Source organism: Novosphingobium sp. P6W (assembly GCF_000876675.2).
Classification (GTDB): Bacteria; Pseudomonadota; Alphaproteobacteria; order Sphingomonadales; family Sphingomonadaceae; genus Novosphingobium.
Genome location: NZ_CP030354.1, coordinates 625,482 through 646,964, shown reverse-complemented (window position 1 = coordinate 646,964; position 21,483 = coordinate 625,482). Strand labels below are relative to the sequence as shown.

Sequence of the window (21,483 nt, the reverse complement as noted above, 5' to 3'; positions counted from 1 at the left end):
CATGAAGGCCGTATTCGTCGACGAGAAGCGCAGCCCGCAATATGGCGACTTCGAAGAACCGCAGCCGGCCGAGGGATATGAGGTCGTCTCGGTGCGTGCCGCAGCGCTGACCAATCTCGATATCATGATTGCCGAAGGGCGGCATTATTTCAGTACCGACAGGCTGCCCGCGGTTGTTGGTCGCGAGGCCGTCGTCAGGACGCAGGACGGGCAGCGGCTCTATCTCAACGTGAATGCCATCCCGGTTCCCTTCGGCTCGATGGCCGATCGCACGCTCGCCAATCTCGACTTCGCGCTCCCCGTGCCCGATGGCATCGACGACGCAACAGCGGCGGCGATGGGCAATGCGGGCCTTGCGGCATGGCTGCCGCTCGCCTGGCGCGCGAAGATGAAGCCCGGCGAGACGGTGCTCATCCTAGGCGCGACGGGCACCAGCGGACTCATCGCAGTAGCATCGGCTGCCGCGCTTGGCGCTGGACGGATCATTGCTGCCGGCCGCAACCGGACATCGCTCGATCTCGCGCGCACGCTGGGCGCGCACGAAACCGTCGTGCTGGACGATGCCGACCTGATCGCGGCTTTCCGGCAGGCAGCAGGTGGCGATGTAGATATCGTCCTCGACTATCTGAACGGCGCACCGGCCGAGGCCGCGCTACAGGTCATGGCGGTCGGTGGCCGCATGGTCCAGATTGGGAACGGTCTTGCATCGGGTATTCTGCTCCACGCGCAAACGGGCCGCAAGCAGTCGCTCGATGTGCTCGGCTTCGCTTATTATCACGCGCCGATTGATGAGCAGCGCGCAGCGTATCGTGCTGTGTGCGAACTCGCGACTAACGGCCAGGCGTCGGTTGCGCTGGAAACCTATTCGCTCGAACAGTTTGATACCGCGTTAGCCAAGCACAAAGCGAAGAGTGGAAAGCGACTTGTCTTGCTGCCCTGATCAAATGGACGCGCTGAAATAGGCACGGCCCGGTTGCAGCATTGAACAAAGCGCGAGACGGGCACGGCATTTAATTTGACGGGGTCGGTCAATCTCAAGGATTCGGAATATGAGCATGGCCGGGCAACGCGTTCTCGTCGTGGGCGCAAGCAGCGGGATTGGATTGGCGACGGCGGAAGCCTTCGGGACAGCGGGCGCAACCGTGACGATGGCATCGCGTGGTGGGCCCAAGCTCGAACTAGCTGCAGAACAACTCGGAGCGCGGTCAGCGGCGCTCAACGTGTGGAGCGGCGTGCAAATTTGACCCCGTTAGCGGGGTGATCGGCGTCTAAAATTGGGTCTGACTCAAATTCCGTGCACTTCGTATCATGCTGGCGCCATGACCCTTGCCTTGAGCAGGTCGATTTTAGCGCGCCCGAACATCTGGCGCTTGATCGCCTTGAGGCGGTTTATTTTCCCCTCGACCTGACCACTGGACCATGGCGTGGCGATTGCGGCGGCGATGGCGTCCTTGTCCGCCTCGACGCCGGCGGCGAAGGCGGCGAGCTTAGTGTCTGCCGCCATGGCGATCCATGGATCGAGCCGCGCTTCGTCCTTCGAGCGCATCATGGCATGGAAGCGATCGAGGGCCTCACGTGCGGTGATCAGCGCGGGTACGGCCTTTTCGATCACCGCGTTGATCAAGGCGGTTTGCGCAGAACCGGTCTCGCGTTCGATGGTCATGCTGCGCGCAATGGTCCGCGCGCTCAGCCCAGCGCCACCAGAGTGGCCGAGTTTCTCATCGCGACGGCGGCGCGTGGCCCATTCGCTGACAACCCGCAGGGAGCCGGCAAAACCGGATGCCTTCAGCCGACGCCAAAGTTCCGCGCCGATCCGGCACCCCGCGTTCCACTCTGCCTCGAGTGTCAGCGACCAAGCGTCGAGCGAACTCTCGCGGCTGCGGAACGTATCGTGCCGCTGGCCGCGCAGAACCTTCCGGATCGTCTGGCGCGAAACGCCGGTCGCGCGCGACATGGCCTTGATCGGGATGCCTTGCGCGGCCAGATCGATGATCTGACGATTGAGCGCCTCACGCAATTGCGCACCATCCCACTGGATGCGCTCGGCGCGGGTCAAGGTTGCGGGATCAACCGGGCCAGTGGGCGCCAATGCCCGACGTAGGCAGGGCATCTCCGAGCGCACTGCGGCGAGAAACGCCGCCGAGGCATTCTCGAACAGGTGCCAGCGGTCGGCCACCTGCCGCGCCTGCGGCGCCGCTTCGCTGGCTGCGGCACCATACCCCGGACCTCGGTCACGGCAGATGATCTCGACCTGCGGGTTCTGGCGCAGCCACGCGATTACAGTATCGCGCTGGCGATCGGGCAGCAGGTCGATGACCTGACGGCGCTCGAGATCCACGACGATGCTGCCGTAGCTGTGGCCGCGGCGCCAGGCGAAGTCATCGATGCCGACCACCCGCGCGGGCGGCGGCAGTTCGGCGGCAGGATCACCACGCCGTAGGACACGCAGCATCGTGTCGCGCGACCACGGCGCCGCTAGTCGCGCCATCATCCGCGCCCCGGGCCGACCGCCTAGCGCCACCGCGACTGCCCGTACCAAGGCGTCGCAGCGGCCCACCCTGCGGCCATATCGACGGCCAACCGGCGGCGCCAAAGGTTCGCTGAACGTGCGTCGTTGGCAAGACGTGTGCGTGCATCGAAACCGACGGACTGACAGCCGAAGCCGAACCGTGCTGCCGCTGACCGGCAAATCCGAGAGCGTGCGGTCGTATCGGCTGTGGAGGGATGTCGATGGAGTGGCACAGTCCGGGCACATCGCTCCAGCAGATGCTAAGCGCCCCGAAACCTCGACAGTTCCGTCCACGACAGCCCTGCTCTCCACAATCAAACCGGGGAGCGTCAGGCTGCTGTCCCATGCTTTCACGGCCATTGACCCGTACTCCTCGCTTTCCGTGAGCTGGAGTTCGCGGCTACCCTTCGGATTTGTCAAATCTGCACGGAATTTGAGTCAGACCCAGTTTTGCGCGCCGGTTGACAGGTTGTTTCTAGCGTGCCTGCGTGACCGGTTGATGCTCGCAACGAATTAGAATAATAAATCGTGTTTAGCGCACTGAGCGGCTCGTGGGTACGGGAGATTTTAGAGGTGAGTATCAAAGTGAACTCGCGCAATGGCGCGCTGTTGGCTTCCATCGCAATAGGAGCCCTTCTGAATGGCTGCGCTACGACGACCCCGCCTTCACCACGAATGACTGAAGCCGCGTCGGAGCAGGGAGCTCTTTTCGCGAGCTTTCGGCAGCCGCCCAGTTCGGCGAAGCCGTGGGCATGGTGGCACTGGATGAATGGCAATGTTGTTGCGACAGAAGCAGAGAGCGATCTGGACTGGCTTGCCCAAGCTGGCATCGGCGGTGTTTTCCAATTTGAAGGGGGACTCGGCGCCCCCAAACAAGTAGATGTCCTGCAATCATATATGTCGCCCGGGTGGAAAGAGGTCTTGCGCCGGAGCGTCAGTCGCGCTCACCGAAATGGCATGAAATTTGGCATTACCACATCCCCGGGATGGAGCGCTACCGGTGGTCCTTGGGTCCGGCCTGCTGACGCTATGAAGAAGCTGGTTTGGAGTGAGATTGAGGCAGAACCGGGAAGCAGGCTGATCCGCCTTCGTAAGCCGCCGGGCCAATATGGGCCATATCAGGACGTGGTAGGTACGGGGACAAAGAGTGGAGAAAGCTTCTACGCCGATGTAGCAGTCATCGCATTTCCTGCGGTCGATCAACTGCGAAGGCCGATCGGGGTAGCCGGACTTCACCGCACCTCAATCGAGAAGCTCAGCGACGGTCATTTTGGCGCGGGGGTTTTGTTGAAGGGTAGCGCGGCAGGGCTCGCGCATCTTACATTCGACCTGGGTGCGGCGCAGGATGTGCGCGCTGTACGCTTGGGCCTACCCAGCCCCCACGGTTTTGGAGCGCCGCCGGCTCCCGGGGCAGCGTTGGAAGCTAGTGATGACGGTAAAGCTTGGCGCCTCGTCACCACCCTTCCTGCTTCGACCGCACCCGTTCGGACCAACAGCTTTCCGGTCGAGCGCGCCCGTTATTTCCGACTGGCTTTGTCTCCTGACACAAAACCCGGCTTCAGTGATCAATTGACATATGCTCCGGGTGTCAAGCCGATGCCCTTTCCCAAACCGGACGGAACATACAACGTCACCGAATTGACCCTTTGGGGCAATCCTCTAGTTCGGTCGGCCGAAGAGAAGGCAGGCTTTGCGACTGCGATTGATTACAATGCCCTCGAGGACTCCGCCAATGTGGTTGGTATCGATCCCTCTACAGTGATCGATTTGACTGGGAAAATGCATCCTGACGGCACGCTCGACTGGTCGCCGCCCGATCGCAGGCGCTGGACCATCTTCCGGTTTGGCATGTCGCTCACTGGTCATCAAAATGGCCCGGCACCGGTAGAAGCGACCGGTCTCGAAGTAGACAAGCTTTCGGCATCCAGAGTCGAGGCTTATCTGAAGCACTATCTGGGTTTGTATGAGGAAGCTCTGCAAGGCGCCGAAAAGATCGACGCTATTCTGAGCGACAGCATAGAAGCGGGTATGCAGAACTGGACGGACGATATGCCCAGCCAATTCGCTAGACGGCGTGGCTACGATCTCGCGCGCTGGCTGCCAGCGCTCACGGGGCGCGTTGTTGACAACAGTGATCGCACCGACGGGTTTCTTTCGGATTTCCGCGCGACCATTTCCGATCTGATCAGTGAAGCGCATTACGGCACCATAGCCAGAGTGGCAAAAGAGCACGGTCTGGCGTACACTGCCGAAGCGTTGGAAGATCATCGACCGCAGCTTGGTGACGACCTCGCCATGCGGTCTCACGCTGATGTGCCCGCGGGGGCGATGTGGTGGTTCAAGGGAGGTAGCAGGCCCAAGCCCACCTATGAAGCGGATATCAAGGGTGCGTCATCAGTCGCGCATGTGCTTGGAAAGCCGGTGACGGCAGTAGAGGCGCTGACCACCTTCGGCCAGCCATGGGCGATCGCTCCTCACGACATGCGCCCCGCGGCTGATCTTGCTTTCGTGTTGGGTGGAAACCGCCTCATGCTCCACAGTTCGGTTCATCAGGCTGCGGGCGCCGCTGCATTCCCGGGAATAACCATGCTGCCGATGCTTGGCCATAATTTCAACCGCAATGAGGGATGGGCAGCTATGGCTCAGGGGTGGACGCGTTATCTTACGCGTACCCAGTTCCTTCTGCGTCAGGGCCGGGCGGATACGCCGATTGCCTTTTTCATCGGCGAAGAGGCACCTGTGACTGGTCTATATGGGGAAGGGTTGCCCGCTGCCCCCGCGGGCTTGGACTACGACTTCATCGATGCAACATTGCTGAATGCGCTGTCGGTCGTTGACGGACGTCTGCATAACACGTCCGGCAATTCGTACGCGATGCTTTATTTGGGCGGAAGCAGCCGTAGAATGAGCTTGGCGATGCTGGAGAAGCTTGCTGCGTTGGCTGAGCAAGGTGTAACGATAGCCGGGCCAAGGCCTGTGCAATCTTCGAAATCGACAGACGACGCCGCGAGGTTCGATACGCTTGCGGACACAATCTGGTCTCGAAAGAATGTTATCGGGACCGAAAGTATCGCTAGCGCTGCTGAAACGATAGGACTGCAGCCCGCTTGGCGCCTACGAGGTTCGGGAGCGTTCGATGTTGCAGTTCAGCACCGGGTTATTGGTGCTGCCAATCTCTACTTCCTTGTCAATCGGGCAGCCCGGCCCTTTGTTGGCGAGGTGACATTATCGGCGCAAGGAACAGCGCAGTGGTGGGATGCTGTTACAGGCTCTCGCGAGGACGCGTCGGCACAAGAAGATGGCTCGCAGACCCGCGTCGAAGTCGCACTGGGTTCAAATGAGAGCCGTTTTCTAATGATGTTCCCGCAGCCGGATACATTGCCCAAGTACACTACATTCGAGACAGTGGCTCAGGCCGGCAGTCAATGGACGGTCCGCTTGGAGAGCCGGGGCTTGCCTGATCGTACCGCGTCACTTCCCGGGCTGCAGTGGCTGAGTGACTCGCCGCGTTATCGCGATTTTTCGGGCACGGCTCGCTATATCGGTGCGATCACCCGCCCCCATCTTAAGAGCGAAGATTGCTCCGGAGCCCGCTACTGGCTCAATCTCGGGGAGATTGCGGACGTGGCTCAAGTTCGAGTGGGTAGCCACGCCGCCGGCACCGTCTGGACTCCACCATACCGAATAGAGGTAACTGATGCGCTGCACGAGGGCACCAACGAGTTGGAGATCGACATTGCAACGACTTGGGTGAACCGCCTGATTGCCGCTGGCCGCGACGCGCCATCCACGCCGGCAGGGCAACTTTATGCTGGCGATACCCCGGCCCGGCCATCTGGTTTGGCCGGGCCAGTGACACTAGAGCGTCGCTGCCCGGCGTGACCGGGGGCTTGTGCTCAGAGGCGGAGGACCAAGCGGTCGCCGGCGCAACGAGAGACGCACACCATCATGGTTTCGCTCGCGGCCCGCTCCTCGCGCGTGAGCACGGTGTCTCGGTGCAAGATATCGCCTTCAACAACGCCAACTTCGCACGACCCGCAGGTGCCTTCCTGGCACGTGGAAAGGACCTGCACGCCCGCCTGGGCGAGCGCTGCAAGTACAGTCTCGTTGGCTTCGACATGGACCGTCTCCCCAGTCGATTGGATGACAACGTCAAATGGGCGGTCATTCGATGTGTCCACTTCCGCCGGAGCGAAACGCTCAAGATAGGCGACTAATCCACGCCCCTCGCAAAGACCTTCGACCGCACGCATCAGATGCTCAGGCCCGCAACAGTACACGACTGTGCCGTCCGGTGTGCCCGCAAGACTAGTCCCAAGATCAAACCGTCCTTGCTCGGTAGTAGCCCAGATTGTGACCCGCCGGGGATCAAGCGCCAGCAGGCGGTCGCGATACGCCATGCTTTCGATAGAGCGGCCAAGATATAGCAGACGCCAATCAGTTCCCGCCGCCGACAGATCCTCTGCCATCGTCACGAGCGGCGTAATACCGATACCTCCAGCTATAAGAAGCACCGGCCCACTGGTTTCCCTCAGTGCAAAGTGGTTACGCGGAGGGCGAAGTCGCACGACGTTGCCGGTTCTAAGCCTATCGTGGATATAGACAGAGCCACCGCGTCCGTCGGCGCACCGGGACACGGCAATGGCCCATTCGGAGCCGTCGTGCACCGTGCCGCAAAGCGAGTACTGACGGATTACCCCGTTTGGTAACTCGATCTCTGCGTGGGCACCGGCTTCCCATGCAGGCAGATCGCCATCTAGCGCGCCTATGCGGACTTCCAGCACCCCTTCGGCTTCCAATCGAAGCCCAGTTATAGCCGCCTTTATCCAACCGTCATCCGCCCCTACCCCAGCGGGCGCTGCATGCTTCCCGCGCTTGGCCCGATGGCTGTCGAGCACGTCCCATGCAAACGACGTGTGAACGAGCGCTCGGACCTCGCGAACCGGGAAGTAATCGCGTTCTTCATAGGGCACGGCGAAGCGTAGGCCGGGCAGGCGATCCGCAAGAACGCGAAGCTCAACCTTTAGCAGGAGGCGAGCGAGGGGGGCTCCGAGGCAAGCATGGATACCCTGACCGAAAGCGATGTGCTGCGTGCGACTCCGGCGAGCGACGTCAAACGTGTCGCCTTCGTCGAAGTGGCTCGCGTCTCGATTGCCCGAACCATAGGCGAGGAAAACTTCCTCCCCGGGCATCAGATCCTTGCCCCCTAGAGTAACTGGTTGGGTAACGACACGCGGCATGCCTGTAATCGGTCCCTCGAAGCGGAAAGCTTCCTCCAGCGCCTGCACACGATGCTCATCACTTTGCTGCGCCCATTCGTACATCCCGGGACGATCCAGCATGTGAGTAAGGGCCATAACGATAAGATTGGCGGAGGTCTCGTGCCCGGCGAGCATCAATCCAGGGAACAGGGAAAGCATCTCGAAGTCGGTCATGACCGATTCGCCTGCATCTCGCATGTTCCACACATGGCTGATCAGGTCGTCCCGACGATCGTCACGACGATCCTGGATGACGCTTTCAACGTAAGCATGAAAATCGATGAGGGGCTGCAAGCGTTCGGGTGACGGTGAGCTGAAGAACAGCAGTGCCTGATGGTACTCTTCCGAGCGATCGACATCCAGTCCGACGATGTGGCTGATCACCTTTAGCGGCAGCGGTGAGGAGAACCGTTCGCGAAAATCGATCTGTCCTTCTTCGTAAAACCCGTCGATCAAGGTATGAGCCTGGGCCTCGATCCACGATTCGTAGCGGGCTATCCGGCGGGGCATAAAGAAGGTGTTTACTGCCGAGCGTAGCCGGTCGTGCGTCGGGTTGTCATGCCCGATCAAGGTCCCACGCTCGGGAACCTTGCCAGCAAAAAGCGCTCGCACATGCGGCGGAGCGGTCGGGATTACAGGCTCCGACGAAAAGGTTGCGGGATCATGCAACGCCTTGGTGATCTCGTCGTAGCGTGAGACCACCCAGCGCTTCATTTGCTCGTTCCAAAAGAGGCCGGGCGCCTCGCGAATATCACGAAAGTCGTCCCAAACCTTCTTGGGATCGCTGAAAGGGCAGCCACTCATCAAAATTCTCTCCGTGGAATAAGCGGCTCGAACAGGGCTATTTCTGATTGGAACCGCCGCTCACATTCTAGGGAGGATTTTCATGCATACCAGACTTGAACTTGCGACAAGTTTGTGGACCGTGGCGGCGTAGGACACCAAAGCGCGTACGTCTAAAAAATATCAAATGTTCTCCCTATTCGGCTACGGGCGTGGCTTAGCCCGCAGGAAAGCGGCGCACATAATGGCAAGGTCTTCCTTCAGTTCTTCCCAGTTCCCCTCGTTGGCGGCTTCGGGAGAAGATCCCAGGCCGAGATAACGAGCCAAGGTGCAGTAGATCATCCGGAACGCGGTCTCAGCCAAGCGGTGGTGGTCGGAGCGGCCAAACTCTCCCTCAAAGTAAAGAAAGTGCCGGCGCACTTCAGTGCTTAGCTTCTCGGCTGAGTGGCGTCCTAGCGTGGAAGTGGTACTGTCATTTGCTGCGCGTAACATGATTGGCCGGAGCACGGGGCTATAGGACTTCAGTAGATCGGCGTAAGCGTCGACAAATCTGAAGGCAAAATCGTCCAGTGTTTGATCTCGATCCTTCAAATCATTCAGCATCGTGTTTTGATCATGTTCGATCCTGGCCAGGACTCTGGCGTGGACAGCGCGGATAAGGTCATCCTTGCTGTCAAAGCGAAGATAGATCGACCCGATCGAAACCTTGCCGGTCTTGCTGACTTCGGTGAGGGTAAAATCGTCGTTCCCGCGCTTGATCATTAGCTTTTCAGCGGCATTGACCATTCGCTCGTAGGAGGCCTTGCTCCGCCCCTGCTGGGGCACGCGGCTTGCTTCATTCGGGACAAAAATGGAATGTCCCTTCGCTTTCGAGGTTGACACGCGCGTCATCGAAGTCCTATCTGAAAAAGGAATAACTATTCTATTTATCATTCCATTTTGAACTGCTGCTGCCCGTTTGTAAACGGCGGGCGGATTGCAGAAAATAACAAGCTGATTGAGGAGGGGCCCATGCGATTTTCCGTGTTCCTGAATGCCCGGTCGATGAAGGCCGAAGACGATCGCCAGCTCATGAAGGACCTCGAGGCGCACGCGCACCTGGCCGCCGAGAATGGCTTCGACGCGCTTTTCATGCCGGACCATCATTTCAATGGTTACATGCCGGTCGCCAGTGACAGCTTCATGTTCGCCGCTTACCTCGCCGCGAAGCTGCCCGGTATGCATTTCGGGTTCTCGGTCGTCTCCGTTCCCCTCCATCATCCGGTACGTCTCGCCGAGCGCATCAATATCCTGGACCAGCTCACCGATGGCAAGCTGCTGGTCGGCGTCGGATCGGGCACGACGCCCGAGGAGATGATTGGCTTTGCGGTTGACTACAAGGACGCAGGTAGAATTTCGGAAAACAATCTCGCAATCGCGGAGCAGCTCTGGGCAAAGGGCATGGATGACCCCGCCGTAGAGATCGCGAATGGGCCTTACAATGGCCGTGTGCTGCAACGCATCACACCGGCACCGTATACGCCTGGGCATGCACGTTTGATGCCGGTGGCAATGAAGGAGGCCAGTTCACGCCGCGCGGCGGAGAATGGGTGGCCCGCGTTCATTCCTGCTTTTACCCCGCCGAAGATCGGCGGAACCGAGCCATTCATTCACGTCAAGAAGTGGTTCGAGATCTACAAGGGCTTCCTTCTTGAAGCCGGGCACAGCGACGAGGTGGTCGCCTCGGCCCTCGGGTGGACGACCCATACCTACCAGGTCGTCCATGTCGCCGAAAGCGACGAGCAGGCGCGCGAAGAGCTGGAGTTGATCTTGCGCAGCTATCAGCATGCGGTGGAGCGGGAAGCAGCGTTTAACGCTCGTGCTGAAAGCAACGACGCGAACAAGAAGACGGATCGGACGCCCGACGCGCTCACTGATGACTGGATCGGCACATGGTGTCTCTATGGTTCACCAGATACCGTCATTGAACACCTCAAGCCCTACGAGGATCTAGGGATTGGCAACATCCTCTGCGGCACCACCACCGGGCCGCTCACTGAAGAGCGCTTGCGCCTGGGCAACCAGACCCTTGAACTGTTGGGTAGCAAGGTGATGCCCGCATTTCAGAGCTAACACCGATACCTTCGGTGCCGCCTTGATGCGATCGAGGTTGCATCCGAAGGCGATCAAAAGGAGAGCGGTCATCAGACGCCGCTCCATAAATGGGAAAAGCGACAGTGGCAGTCAAGAAGATCGTGGGCCTGGGCGGAACGTTCCGCCAGGCATCTTCCAGCGAGATGCTCGTGCGCGCCGTGCTCGCACGTTGCGAGGCCATGGGCGCCGAGACCCTCATGTTTGATGGCCCGTCCTTGGCGTCGCTTCCGCATTTCAACCCGGAAAACGCTGAGCGCACGCCTGCCCAGTCCGCCCTTATAGCTGCGGTTCGCGACGCTGACGGGATCGTCATCGGCAGTCCAGGCTATCATGGCGGCTATTCGGGCCTTGTGAAGAACGCGGTCGATCTGCTGGAGGACTTGCGGAGCGATGGTCGGGTCTACTTTGATGGTCGTCCAGTGGGCCTCGTCGTCACTGCCGCCGGCTGGCAGGCCTGCGGCACGACCTTGTCGGCATTACGCGATGTGGTGCACGCGATGCGCGGATGGCCGACACCCATCGGTATAGGCGTAAATTCGGTAGAACAGCGTCCATTTGGTCACGACGGCAACATCGTGGACGTGGGGATTGGCCGTGTCATCCAGGCGCAGGCCGAGCAGATCATGAGCTTTGTAATGGGGAATGCAACGTGATCGAAAACCTCACTTCCGATCAGCGCCTGGCGATGACCTCGGGCGCGGCGATGTGGGCGACGGTTGGTTATCCCAACCATGGTATCGCCTCACTTACCATGGGTGATGGTCCAATGGGCATTGCCGGCGGCAGGGTCGACGAACGCGATGTCGCGTTGCTGACCCCATGCGGGACCGCGCTGGGCGCTAGCTGGGATCTCGACTTGTGCACGCGTATCGGCATGCTCGTCGGTGGTGAGGCTGTCCGTTGCGGCGTGGACATGGTGCTCGCGCCCAACGTCAACCTGGCGCGCAGTCCGCTGGCCGGTCGTGCCTTCGAGTATTTTTCGGAGGACCCGCTGCTGGCCGGGGTGCTGGGGGCTGCCTGGGCTACGGGCCTCCAGACAACCGGCACTGCGGCCGTGGTCAAACACATCGTCTGCAACGACAGCGAAACTGATCGCGACACAATGAATGCCGTGGTCGATGAGCGCACGTTGCGTGAAGTTTACCTTCTGCCATTTGAACTTTGCGCCCAGGCGGGGGTTGGCGGGATGTTGACCGCATACAATAAGCTGAACGGCGAATGGTGCTCCGAGCACCACTATGTCCTCACCCGCATCGTCAAGCAGGAATGGGGATTCGATGGGATCGTCATGAGCGACTGGTTTGGAACCCATTCCAGCTCGGGTGCCCTGAACGGCGGGCTGGACCTAGAGATGCCCGGCCCCGCGCGCTTCCTTGGCGCAAAGGCTGCCGACGCAGTTGCTCGGGGTATTATCGACCTGGGTCGCGTCGACGACGCCGCTGGCCGCCTCGCCCACGCAGCGCAGCGCTTCTCACGCGAAAAGAGCCGCCCCATCGTCGAGGACGATGCCAAGGCGTTGCTGGTTGAGGCAGCTGCTGCCGGTTTCGTACTGCTAAAAAACGAGGGCAACCTGCTGCCGCTCGAAGTGGGTGCGGACAAGCGTATCGCTGTCATCGGGCCAAACGCCACGGCGCCCTGCTACCAAGGCGGTACGTTTGCGAAGATCGCTGTCGCTCCGGATGCCCTGAGACCGCTAGAAGCGATCGAGGCCATCTTTGGATCTGAAGTTCGGATAGATCACGAAGCCGGTGTCGATCCTCAGCCGCGCCTGCCCACGATGGACGTCCGGCCGTCGCGCGATATTGGTGATGGTTGCGTTGCCGGCATGACTATCGACTACTATGATGGGCAGGGTGAGGGTGCAGTTCTTCGCACGAGCGAAACTCGCGACACTAACTCCCTCGTGTGGTTCATGGGCGTCCATGACGATGTCGTGACTTTGAGCCAGCCGGGGCGGATAACAGCCAGCGGGGTGTTCGAGGCGCGGACCGGTGGTGATCACATCTTCTATCTAGGCGCTACCGGTCGGACACGTTTGCGCATAGACGGCCGCGAGATCATCGTGCGCGATGAGGCGATCCCGCCTGCCGATGTCATGGGCACGCTCAAGGGCGGAGACGCGGATAGCGCGAGCTTAGAGTTGCACGCCGGACAGAAGGTTCTGGTCGAGGTGGACTTTGAATTTACGCCGGCCCGTGTTCAGGGTCTCTGGTACGGAATTCGTCGCCCCGACACGCCCGAGGCCATGCTGGAGCGCGCAGTGGCGCTCGCACGGGAGGCTGACGCGGTAGTGCTTATTGTCGGTGAAACATCTGATGCAAGCGTTGAAAGCAAGGATCGCGATGACACCCGCCTGCCACCTGAGCAGGTCCGGTTGATCGAAGCGGTCACTCAGGCTAATCGGCGCACCGTCGTGGTTGCCAATGTGGGTCACGCTTTCGATACGTCCTGGGATAGCCACGTAGCTGCTTTGCTTGTCACGTGGTATCCTGGTGAGGGCTTCGGCGAAGCTTTAGCACAAGTCTTATCTGGCCAGCGCGAGCCGGGGGGGCGATTACCGGTCTCGATCGCTTACGATGAAAGCGATTATCCGGCGTTTGCGCTTACGCCGGGGCCCAGTGGTGACCTATCTTACAGCGAAGGCACCCTCATAGGCTACCGCGGCATGAGCAGGCCGCGTTACGCGTTTGGAGCGGGGTTGGGGTACGCTCATGTCGAATTCGTATCCGCGGCGCTATCCTCGCAGATCGATCCCGTGAGGGTGGACGTGGTCGTGCATAATCGCTCGGCCCGCGCCGGGAGCGAAGTCATACAAGTCTATCGCCGTGAGCCTGAACTGGCACTAGCCGGCTTTGCAAAAGTGCACTTGGCTTCCGGCGAGCGCCGGACCGTCGGCGTCAACATTCCGCGCCGGTCCCTGCAGACGTGGCAGGATGGCTGGAATGACATCAATGAGCCTTGTCTGTTCGTGGGCCGCAGCGCCGTTGACGTTGCTATTTCACTGCAATGAACAGAGTGAAGCCAATGGCTGAGCGGGAGAACGAGGGTTTCTATGACTGAAGCTTCCACTGTGAGCCCGGGCGCACATGTCGCCGGTTGGCGGCAGGGTGTGACTCTGGCGTTTGCTGGGTTTCTCCCGATCCTCAGTATCCTCTCGCTCGCTCCGGCGATCCCGACGATCATCTCCCATTTCAAAAACGTACCGAACGCTGCCTTTCTGGTGCCGCTGATGGCAACTACCCCCGGCTTGATGGTGGCCCTGCTCGCACCGTTTGCTGGCGTGATCGTTGACCGTTACGGTCGGCGTATCCCATTGCTGTGGGCAACATTTGCTTATGCGTTCTCGGGCACAGCACCGTTTTTCCTGACCGACTTGCCGACCATCTTCGCCTCGCGCCTGGCGGTGGGTGTTTCTGAAACCTTCATCCTGGTGATCGTCAACGCGCTTTTCGCAGATTACTTCGCGGAGAATCGTCGCCGCAACTGGATAACGGTTCAGGGGCTGCTGGGGCCGGCGCTTGGCGCTGGCTCTCTGGCACTTTCAGGATGGCTAAGCAGCGTATACTGGAACGGCGTCTTCCTCGTCTACGGACTCGCCTTCATCATCTTTCTCGCGATGTTCGCCTGGTTCTTCGAGCCAGCAGCGGCGGACCGCGGCCCCGGTCAGGTGGGGACTTCCACGCCATTCCCGTGGAAGACAGTGGCGGCCTACTGCGGCGTGACACTGATCATGTCGATCCTGTACTATGTGTTCCTCGTAAATGGCGGCCTCGCGTTTGAAGCGGTCGGTACCATATCGGCCACCCGCCTCGGCGTGATCATGGGTCTTGTGAGCCTTGGAGTGCCAGCCGGCGCGCTGATGTTCAACCTGCTGTCCCGCCGTTGGTCAATCGACCGTGTCATAGGTCTCGTCCTCATGATCGTCGGTGCCGGAACGGCCGGCATGGGCTTCGCCCGGAGCGAAGCGACGATGGCCGCCGCCGCCGTTCTGCAGGAGCTCGGCGCAGGCATGACCGTCACCGGCCTGATTTTCTGGGTTTCACGCCTTCTGGCGCCGGAACATCGCGGTCGAGGCTTCGGATTGTGGACGTCGGCGTTCTTCATTGCGCAGTTCATCAGCCCGGCGATAGTCGGCACGATCTCCGCGCGCAGCGGCAGCATTCTTCATGCTTTCGCCGCCATGGGCGTTCTCGGCATGGTGTTCGCCGTTGTGATTTTGCTTGTCGGCAAGCGCATCCCGCAGCCAGTTGCGTAGATTCGAAAGACCAAGCCTAAAAAAGGAAGGAGCCGCTTGGATTTGCTACGATCCCGGCGGCTTCTTTGACATCACGGCCAGGGCGAAGGCATGAGCGCGATGAGATCGGTGTCGCGCGGAAAATCGACTGCATCGGGGCGCCGGCACTGGGTCTCGATTGCACGCGCCTCACCCGACCGCGCAGAAGCCATTATAGCTTCCACGACCTCACAGATGTGCAGAATAAAGGCGGCGCTGGTTCTATGTTTCGTGCCTCGGCGGTGAGCGATCGCGAGGTCGAGCAGGCCCACGCCGCGGTAGTCCGCAACGGCCAACCCCGCGTGGTTGGTGCGGTTAGGGGCCCCGAACGGCAAACCGTCAAGCGGCACCGGCTTAGGATCCAGCCCGCGGCGCAGCAAGAACGGCTCCCCCCCAAAGAAGTTCGGATCCGGGAGCACCAAGGCCGCTTCACTTCCGTAGCAGTGGTTCTGGTGAGGCGCAGGATTGGCCATATCCAGTGAAGTTACCAATGAGACCGTCGCCTCCGCAAACGTGAGAACGGCGGAATACGTCGTACAGATATCAACCGGGAACTGAGTGCCAGCGGTTGGTCCGCGCAAAACCGTCCGCTCTGCGGCCCCACGCGCCGAGCTAGCGTAAACGCTACGTACTGGTCCCAACAGGTTGACCCATTGTGCGATGTAATATGGTCCGATGTCGCGCGGCGGCTCACCACCCGGACGGTAGAAGCTGGCGGGGCTCGGGTGATACTGCTCCACTCCGGCGTGGCCGATGGTTGAGATGCCGAATACCGGCTTGCCAATGCCGCCACTGTCCAGCACCCGCCGGGCGACCTGGTGTCCTGCTCCGAAGAACGTGTCAGGCGCGCTTGCGATCATCACTCCGCGACGTTCGGCCTCCTGCACGAGCTTTGCGGCTTTGGTGACAGATATCGAGAATGGCTTCTCCGTATAAAGATGCTTGTCCGCAGCGATTATCCTCTCGTTGATCTCATCGTGCGCATGGCCGGGCGCTAAATTGACCAAAAGTTCCACTGAAGTGTCGGATAGTAACGCCTCGAGCGTCCGAGCCTCAACGCCGTACCGTTCGGCTTTCTCATGCGCGCTGGTCATTGAGCCGGAGGCGATGCCGCACAAGGTTAATGCGGGCGAGCGGTCTATCGTGTTGAGGTACACCTCGCTTATATCCCCCGCCCCAATCACAGCTGTTCGCACTGGTTCGAGCGGAACACCGAAGTCCATGTTAACCTCCCTTGATTCGCGAGATTTCACAGGTGCTCATCCACCCGGTCCGTCCGCCGCTTATTTAGAATACCCCATCTATTAATACCAGCCAGACTGCGTGAAAGCCACGCAAACCCGCTAGTCGATGCCCCAATATCGAACCGGCCCAAACAGGAATCGTCACTCGTGTTTATTCATGATTCGGGCGTCGAGTCCATTGACTCGTTTTCAGGATTAAAATACGTGTTCGTGTAAGCCGTGAGACAATGAGCGGCGTTGAGGAGGGGAGAATGCGGATGCGCCGAGCTATCCTCCGGTTCGTTAGGAGGCTTTAATGCAGCGTATATCAAAGATCGGCCTGGCCATGGCTAGCACATGCCTCGCCTCCGCCTGGAGCCCAGCGGTCGCCCAGGAGGCGGAAGATCAAGCCGGTAGCAGCAATGATATCATCGTAACTGCGCAGAAGCGTTCCGAAAATGTCCAGGACATTCCGATCGCAGTGACTGTCGTGGGCGAAGCTCAGATCGGCCGCCAGAACATCATTTCGGTTACAGATCTCAAGTCATCCTCGCCGGCGCTGGAGTTTGCCCCCCCGGGCCAAACCCCCGGCTCGGGCGGCTTCATTCGCGGTGTCGGCACGGTGATCACTTCATCGACTGCTGAGCCTTCAGTAGGACTCGTCGTAGATGGCGTTCCGCAGGGCAACGTTCCACAGTCGTCGGTCTTCGACGTGGCCCGCGTCGAGGTTCTGCGCGGCCCTCAGGGGACGTTATTTGGTTCTGCCGTTTCGGCGGGGTTGGTGAATATCACGACCAACGCCCCGAAGCTTGGAGAGTTCTCCGGCAAAGCCGAGTTCGAGCTCGCCGATGACGGCTTTGCCGGCTCGGAGTACAGCCGGCGCATTGGTCGTCTGGTTCTGAACGCGCCCCTCGGGCAAGACGCAGCGTTGCGCCTGTCCGGCCACTACGATTCGATCGACGGGGTTACCCGCAATGTCGCACTAGGCAAGGACAGCGACCGCAACGATCGCGGCGTCCGCGCAAGGCTGTTGTGGGAGCCCAGTTCTGATGTGACGTTCAACATCATCGCCGATTACAACAAGATCAACACCCGCAATGCACCTTACTTCACCTTCTACAACACGAGCAGTCAGGCACTGATCGATGTCCTCGCGGATTGTGGCATCACGATCGGCGAAGGCAATAACAAAACGTGCAATCCCCAAGAAGTGGTGAACCAGGTTGAGCAGTTCGGTATCTCCGGCTCCATGGATGTCACGCTTGGGCATCACACGCTGACCTGGACCACGGGTTATCGCTGGCAGAACCAAAAAGAAACGGCCTCAATTGACGGTTTGCCATCGGCCTCGCCCGCCGTGCAGTTCCCCAACATCTTCTATGGTCCGGGCTACGACAAGAAAAGCATGTTTACTCAAGAAGTTCGTCTCACTTCGCCGAGTAGCGGTTCGTTGGAATATGTGCTGGGCGCGTTCTATTCGCGCTATGAGGGAGAGCGTGACTATCTGAGTAGGGTAAGTCTGTTTTTCCTTCCAAGGCCGATTGAAACAAACTATCTGCAGCGGCCTTTGGTTGAAACCATGGCGGCGTTCGGCCAAGCAACTGTACACCTCAGTGATGCGATCCGTGTGCTCGGCGGAGCGCGCTATACAAACAACGAGGTTACCGCTCGCGTGAACGTGCTCAGCGGCGGTGCGCCGGGGTTCTATCGCGCAAAGTCGAAGATAGACAACTTTTCGTGGAAGATCGGCGCGCAGGCGGATCTCGGTCCTGATCTAATGGCCTATGCGACGGCAAGCCGCGGCTTCAAGGGGCAGACCTACAACGATGACAGCACGTTGGGTGCCACGCCGACGTACATACAGCCCGAACTGCCTACGTCATTCGAGGTTGGGCTCAAGGGCCAGATCCTCGACCGTCTGGGCTTCGACCTCAACGTGTTCCATACGAAGGTCAAAAACTACCAGGCCCAGGTCTGCGCCCCTGACCCCCAGCGAGGCGTAGTCTGCGCTCCCCAGAACATTGATAGTCTGACTACGAAGGGGATTGAAGTCGGTCTGTTCGGTGAACCATTGCGAGGTCTGAACATCAATGCCGGGCTGATCTACGTCGATGCGAAGTTCCCGAACGGCTTCATCGGTACGGATGGCACCGACCTCGGTGGCTATCAGGTCACTTACAGCGCTCGCTGGAAAGGTGTCTTATCCGGCGAATATGAGGCCGATTTGTCAAGCGACGCCACAGCCTATGTCGGTGCCGATACGGTTTATCGTTCGCGTGTCCGCTACGTCACGGCAGGCGGCGATGACGTCACATTCAAACCGCACTTCATCACGGGCGCACGCGCCGGTGTGCGGCTTGCCAATGGCAAATACGAATTAGGATTGTTCGGTCGCAACTTGTTCGGAATTCGCCAACCGGTGCTCCGCTACAACTCGCCGATCGGTACGAATACCACCACTCAAATCCTGTCCGACAGCTCGTTCCGCGTGGTCGGGCTGCAGGGTAAGGTCAACTTCTGACAGTAACACGGGGCCGCTACGGGCGGCCCCGTATGTCTATGACCAGTTCGAAGGAAACGGCATGCTTCCTAAGCGGCAAGGCTCGATTTCCCGTCGGGGCTGGCTTAGGTCGGCAATGGGAGCGGCGGCTTATCTGACTGTACCGCGCCGAGTAGTGGCAAGGCCATATAGCACAGTGCCGCAAACTCCGAACTGCCGGGTTATTGTGGACAATGACTTCGCGGGTGACCCCGATGCGCTGATAGCATTGGCACACCAACTTCTCAGTCCCAAGTCTCTCGTGCCGTTGATAACATGCTCGCCCTTACCTGCGAATTTTCGCGGTGCCGTTCCGGAGGGCGTGACAGCCGCGCGCGGCGTAGAAATAGTGCGCGAAATGATCGGGATCGCGGGACTGCCTAGTCGGCCCGCATTGCCAATAGTTGCCGGCTCTGAAACGTTCGACCCTGCGACCAACCGGGTATCTGCGGCTGCCCGCGCGATTGTCGATGAGGCCATGAGAGTGGATGAGCGGCCGTTATACCTTTCATGCGGTGGCCCGCTGACTAATGTCGCCGCAGCTTTGCGGCTCGAACCGGCAATAGCCCATCGCGTGACGGTTATATGGATTGGTGGCGGCGATTATCCTAAAGGGGGTTGGGAATACAATCTTGCGACCGATGTGGATGCTGCGCGCCACGTCATCGAACATACTATGGTGCCGCTTTGGCAGGTGCCGCAGGGTACCTATCGGCAGATGCAGGTTTCGGTTGCTGAACTGCGCGTGCGCTTGCGTGCCGCGTCGCCGCTTGGGCAATGGCTTTACAGTCGGTTCACAACCCCGCCTGATTTCGTCGATATTGGTGGTGCCTGGCCGATGGGCGATAGCCCGCCGGTTCTTTTCACTGCGATTTCTCAGGAGAGCAGTCGCTCTGTAGTGCGGCCCGCGCGCACGATCCTAGACAATCACACATACGGTGGAGCTCTGCCACAGCGCGAAATAAAGGTGTTCGATAATGTAGATGTGCGACTGACGGTAGAGGATTTCTTCGCCAAGCTGCAGATCGATAGCTAACTTCTGTGTCACTTTTTATTAAATGGAGGTACCTATGCCCTCGCGCCGTGATTCTTTGTTTCTTCTTGCTGCGGGCGGCATGGCCACTGTGCAGGCAAGCGCATCCTCGGCGCGCGGCGCCGCATGTGGCGTAGTCGCCACTAGGTCACAGACAACTCCTGGCGTCACCCTCGGGCCGAAATGGAGCGTGGGGATCGAAGGTCAGCGACGCGCCGATCTGGGCAACGGGCGCTTCCTCAACCCGATTCTCGCAGGGGACTATCCCGATCCCTCGATCCTGAAGGACGGCGAGGATTACTACATGACGCATTCCTCGTTCGACGCTTCACCGGGATTGCTGATCTGGCACTCGCGTGATCTGGTGAACTGGGCTCCGGTCGGCCCAGCTCTGGATAAGCCGCTTGGCACCGTATTCGCCGTCGATCTCGTCAAGCACAATGGTCGCTATTACATCTATATTCCGTTCATGAAGGCGCCTTGGTCGCGCGATCTGAAGGCGTTCGCTAATATTTTCGTGATCCAAGCCGATTCCATGCGCGGTCCCTGGAGCGAACCGGTTGATCTTGGCATTAGCGGGCTGATTGATCCTGGCCATATCGTCGGCGAAGACGGGGAGCGCTATTTGTTCCTTTCCGGGATCAACCGGGTGAGACTGTCGCGCGATGGTCTTGCAACGCAAGGTAAGGTCGAGAAGGTCTACGATGGCTGGCATTATCCCGAGGAATGGATCACGGAAGCATACTCGCTTGAAGGTCCCAAGCTTTTGCGCCGCGGTGAGTGGTACTATATCATCAGCGCTGTTGGGGGCACAAGTGGGCCGGTCACGGGACACATGGTCATTGCCGCGCGTGCGCGCTCTGTTAATGGCCCTTGGGAAAACTGCCCTTTCAACCCGATTGTGCGGACGACCCATCCGGATGAGCAATGGTGGTCTCGCGGACACGCGACTGCGGTCGAAGGGCCGGGGGGGCAGTGGTATCTTGTCTATCATGGGTACGAGAACGGATATCGCACGCTTGGCCGGCAGACGTTGCTGGAGCCGATCGAGTGGACGAAGGATGGCTGGTTCAAGGCAACCGGTGGAGATCTCTCTCGTCCGCTGGCAAAGCCCGTGCCGACGAGCACTGAGGCCCACGGTTTGGCGCGATCTGACAATTTTCAGAAAAGCGCCTTGGGTTCGCGCTGGACCTTTTTCTCCGCAATGCCGGAGGAACGGGCGCGGGCTCAGTTCGGCAAAGACGGCCTGGTGCTGAAAGGAAAAGGAACTGGGGTACACGATTGCTCTCCACTGACCCAGATGGTCGGCGACCGGGCTTACGAATGCAGCGTCGAGATGGAATTGACCGGTGAGGTGCAGGGAGGCCTGCTGCTGTTCTTCAATGACCGGATGTTCCTTGGCATGGGCCATGACGCGGCCAGAATGACGACTTATCGTGGTGGCAAGGCGACGTATTGGCAGGAACCCGCACCCGCGCGACGGCGAATGTTTCTCAAGATCGTCAATGACGACCACATCGTGACATTTTACTACAGCCTGAACGGTCGTGACTGGACGCGTCACTACCTGCGTAGCGAAACGTCCGGATGTCACGCCAATACCATGGACGACCTCGTCAGCCTGCGCCCGGCCCTGTTCGCCGCAGGAGGGGGATCAGTCCATTTCCGCAACTTCACATACCGGGCCCTCCAATCCTCATCCTTTCCGGCCCAGTGAAAGAACTGCAAT

At 59.8% G+C, this 21,483-nt stretch carries 14 protein-coding genes; 10 read left to right on the top strand and 4 right to left on the bottom strand.

All coding sequences use genetic code 11. From position 1 onward, the window contains the following. Position 1: 1 nt before the first annotated feature. Both TQ38_RS28550 and TQ38_RS28545 read left to right on the top strand, forming a co-directional pair. Entirely contained in the window at positions 2 to 940 is a 939-nt protein-coding gene (locus TQ38_RS28550; protein WP_043981023.1) for a zinc-binding alcohol dehydrogenase family protein, read from the top strand. Positions 941 to 1,049: 109 nt separating this feature from the next. Beyond that, positions 1,050 to 1,244: an SDR family NAD(P)-dependent oxidoreductase gene (locus tag TQ38_RS28545; RefSeq protein ID WP_082058033.1), complete on the top strand. Its 195-nt coding sequence runs from the start codon at positions 1,050 to 1,052 to the stop codon at positions 1,242 to 1,244. A gap of 62 nt (positions 1,245 to 1,306) precedes the next feature. Here the strand turns inward: TQ38_RS28545 and TQ38_RS28540 are convergent, their stop codons facing one another. Beyond that, on the bottom strand, positions 1,307 to 2,869 hold the full coding sequence (locus TQ38_RS28540; RefSeq protein WP_082058034.1) for an ISL3 family transposase: 1,563 nt from the start codon (positions 2,867 to 2,869) through the stop codon (positions 1,307 to 1,309). 213 nt (positions 2,870 to 3,082) lie between these two features. Here TQ38_RS28540 and TQ38_RS28535 point away from each other — a divergent pair, with 213 nt between their 5' ends. Then, complete coding sequence (locus TQ38_RS28535) at positions 3,083 to 6,391, top strand: glycosyl hydrolase (protein ID WP_162792464.1); 3,309 nt, start codon at positions 3,083 to 3,085, stop codon at positions 6,389 to 6,391. Between the two features lie 14 nt (positions 6,392 to 6,405). Here the strand turns inward: TQ38_RS28535 and TQ38_RS28530 are convergent, their stop codons facing one another. Together TQ38_RS28530 and TQ38_RS28525 are read right to left on the bottom strand one after the other, a co-directional pair. Continuing rightward, the gene (locus TQ38_RS28530) at positions 6,406 to 8,574 is read right to left on the bottom strand and encodes a cytochrome P450 (RefSeq protein ID WP_043981028.1); all 2,169 of its coding nucleotides are present in this window, start codon (positions 8,572 to 8,574) and stop codon (positions 6,406 to 6,408) included. A gap of 183 nt (positions 8,575 to 8,757) precedes the next feature. Next, positions 8,758 to 9,444 (bottom strand): TetR/AcrR family transcriptional regulator, encoded by a 687-nt coding sequence (locus tag TQ38_RS28525; protein WP_043981030.1) that lies wholly within the window; start codon positions 9,442 to 9,444, stop codon positions 8,758 to 8,760. Positions 9,445 to 9,564: 120 nt separating this feature from the next. Between TQ38_RS28525 and TQ38_RS28520 the strand changes: the two genes are divergently transcribed. From TQ38_RS28520 to TQ38_RS28505, 4 genes are all read left to right on the top strand, one after another. Next, positions 9,565 to 10,665, top strand: coding sequence for an LLM class flavin-dependent oxidoreductase (locus TQ38_RS28520; protein ID WP_043981032.1), 1,101 nt, complete (start codon positions 9,565 to 9,567; stop codon positions 10,663 to 10,665). Positions 10,666 to 10,829: 164 nt separating this feature from the next. Beyond that, the gene (locus tag TQ38_RS28515; protein ID WP_240198237.1) at positions 10,830 to 11,339 is read left to right on the top strand and encodes an NADPH-dependent FMN reductase; all 510 of its coding nucleotides are present in this window, start codon (positions 10,830 to 10,832) and stop codon (positions 11,337 to 11,339) included. Then, positions 11,336 to 13,696 (top strand): glycoside hydrolase family 3 protein, encoded by a 2,361-nt coding sequence (locus tag TQ38_RS28510; protein ID WP_240198210.1) that lies wholly within the window; start codon positions 11,336 to 11,338, stop codon positions 13,694 to 13,696. The genes TQ38_RS28515 and TQ38_RS28510 overlap by 4 nt, the downstream gene beginning before the upstream one ends. A 42-nt stretch (positions 13,697 to 13,738) precedes the next feature. Beyond that, positions 13,739 to 14,941, top strand: a complete 1,203-nt coding sequence (locus TQ38_RS28505) for an MFS transporter (RefSeq protein ID WP_043981036.1) — start codon at positions 13,739 to 13,741, stop codon at positions 14,939 to 14,941. 71 nt (positions 14,942 to 15,012) lie between these two features. Here the strand turns inward: TQ38_RS28505 and TQ38_RS28500 are convergent, their stop codons facing one another. Continuing rightward, positions 15,013 to 16,182 (bottom strand): Gfo/Idh/MocA family protein, encoded by a 1,170-nt coding sequence (locus TQ38_RS28500; protein WP_043981037.1) that lies wholly within the window; start codon positions 16,180 to 16,182, stop codon positions 15,013 to 15,015. A 316-nt stretch (positions 16,183 to 16,498) separates the two neighbouring features. Here TQ38_RS28500 and TQ38_RS28495 point away from each other — a divergent pair, with 316 nt between their 5' ends. From TQ38_RS28495 to TQ38_RS28485, 3 genes are all read left to right on the top strand, one after another. Further along, positions 16,499 to 18,703: a TonB-dependent receptor gene (locus tag TQ38_RS28495; protein ID WP_043981039.1), complete on the top strand. Its 2,205-nt coding sequence runs from the start codon at positions 16,499 to 16,501 to the stop codon at positions 18,701 to 18,703. Between the two features lie 61 nt (positions 18,704 to 18,764). Then, entirely contained in the window at positions 18,765 to 19,757 is a 993-nt protein-coding gene (locus TQ38_RS28490; RefSeq protein WP_043981041.1) for a nucleoside hydrolase, read from the top strand. Between the two features lie 34 nt (positions 19,758 to 19,791). Continuing rightward, on the top strand, positions 19,792 to 21,471 hold the full coding sequence (locus TQ38_RS28485) for a family 43 glycosylhydrolase (protein WP_082058035.1): 1,680 nt from the start codon (positions 19,792 to 19,794) through the stop codon (positions 21,469 to 21,471). The last annotated feature ends 12 nt before the right edge of the window (positions 21,472 to 21,483 follow it).

What these genes read in the sequence shown, in the direction of transcription:
- TQ38_RS28505 (WP_043981036.1), top strand. Translation starts at nt 13,739, where the DNA reads ATGACTGAAGCTTCCACTGTGAGCCCGGGCGCACATGTCGCCGGTTGG.
- TQ38_RS28540 (WP_082058034.1), bottom strand. Translation starts at nt 2,869, where the DNA reads ATGGCCGTGAAAGCATGGGACAGCAGCCTGACGCTCCCCGGTTTGATT.
- TQ38_RS28520 (WP_043981032.1), top strand. Translation starts at nt 9,565, where the DNA reads ATGCGATTTTCCGTGTTCCTGAATGCCCGGTCGATGAAGGCCGAAGAC.
- TQ38_RS28515 (WP_240198237.1), top strand. Translation starts at nt 10,830, where the DNA reads ATGCTCGTGCGCGCCGTGCTCGCACGTTGCGAGGCCATGGGCGCCGAG.
- TQ38_RS28530 (WP_043981028.1), bottom strand. Translation starts at nt 8,574, where the DNA reads ATGAGTGGCTGCCCTTTCAGCGATCCCAAGAAGGTTTGGGACGACTTT.
- TQ38_RS28495 (WP_043981039.1), top strand. Translation starts at nt 16,499, where the DNA reads ATGCAGCGTATATCAAAGATCGGCCTGGCCATGGCTAGCACATGCCTC.
- TQ38_RS28525 (WP_043981030.1), bottom strand. Translation starts at nt 9,444, where the DNA reads ATGACGCGCGTGTCAACCTCGAAAGCGAAGGGACATTCCATTTTTGTC.
- TQ38_RS28500 (WP_043981037.1), bottom strand. Translation starts at nt 16,182, where the DNA reads ATGGACTTCGGTGTTCCGCTCGAACCAGTGCGAACAGCTGTGATTGGG.
- TQ38_RS28485 (WP_082058035.1), top strand. Translation starts at nt 19,792, where the DNA reads ATGCCCTCGCGCCGTGATTCTTTGTTTCTTCTTGCTGCGGGCGGCATG.
- TQ38_RS28545 (WP_082058033.1), top strand. Translation starts at nt 1,050, where the DNA reads ATGAGCATGGCCGGGCAACGCGTTCTCGTCGTGGGCGCAAGCAGCGGG.
- TQ38_RS28550 (WP_043981023.1), top strand. Translation starts at nt 2, where the DNA reads ATGAAGGCCGTATTCGTCGACGAGAAGCGCAGCCCGCAATATGGCGAC.
- TQ38_RS28490 (WP_043981041.1), top strand. Translation starts at nt 18,765, where the DNA reads ATGCTTCCTAAGCGGCAAGGCTCGATTTCCCGTCGGGGCTGGCTTAGG.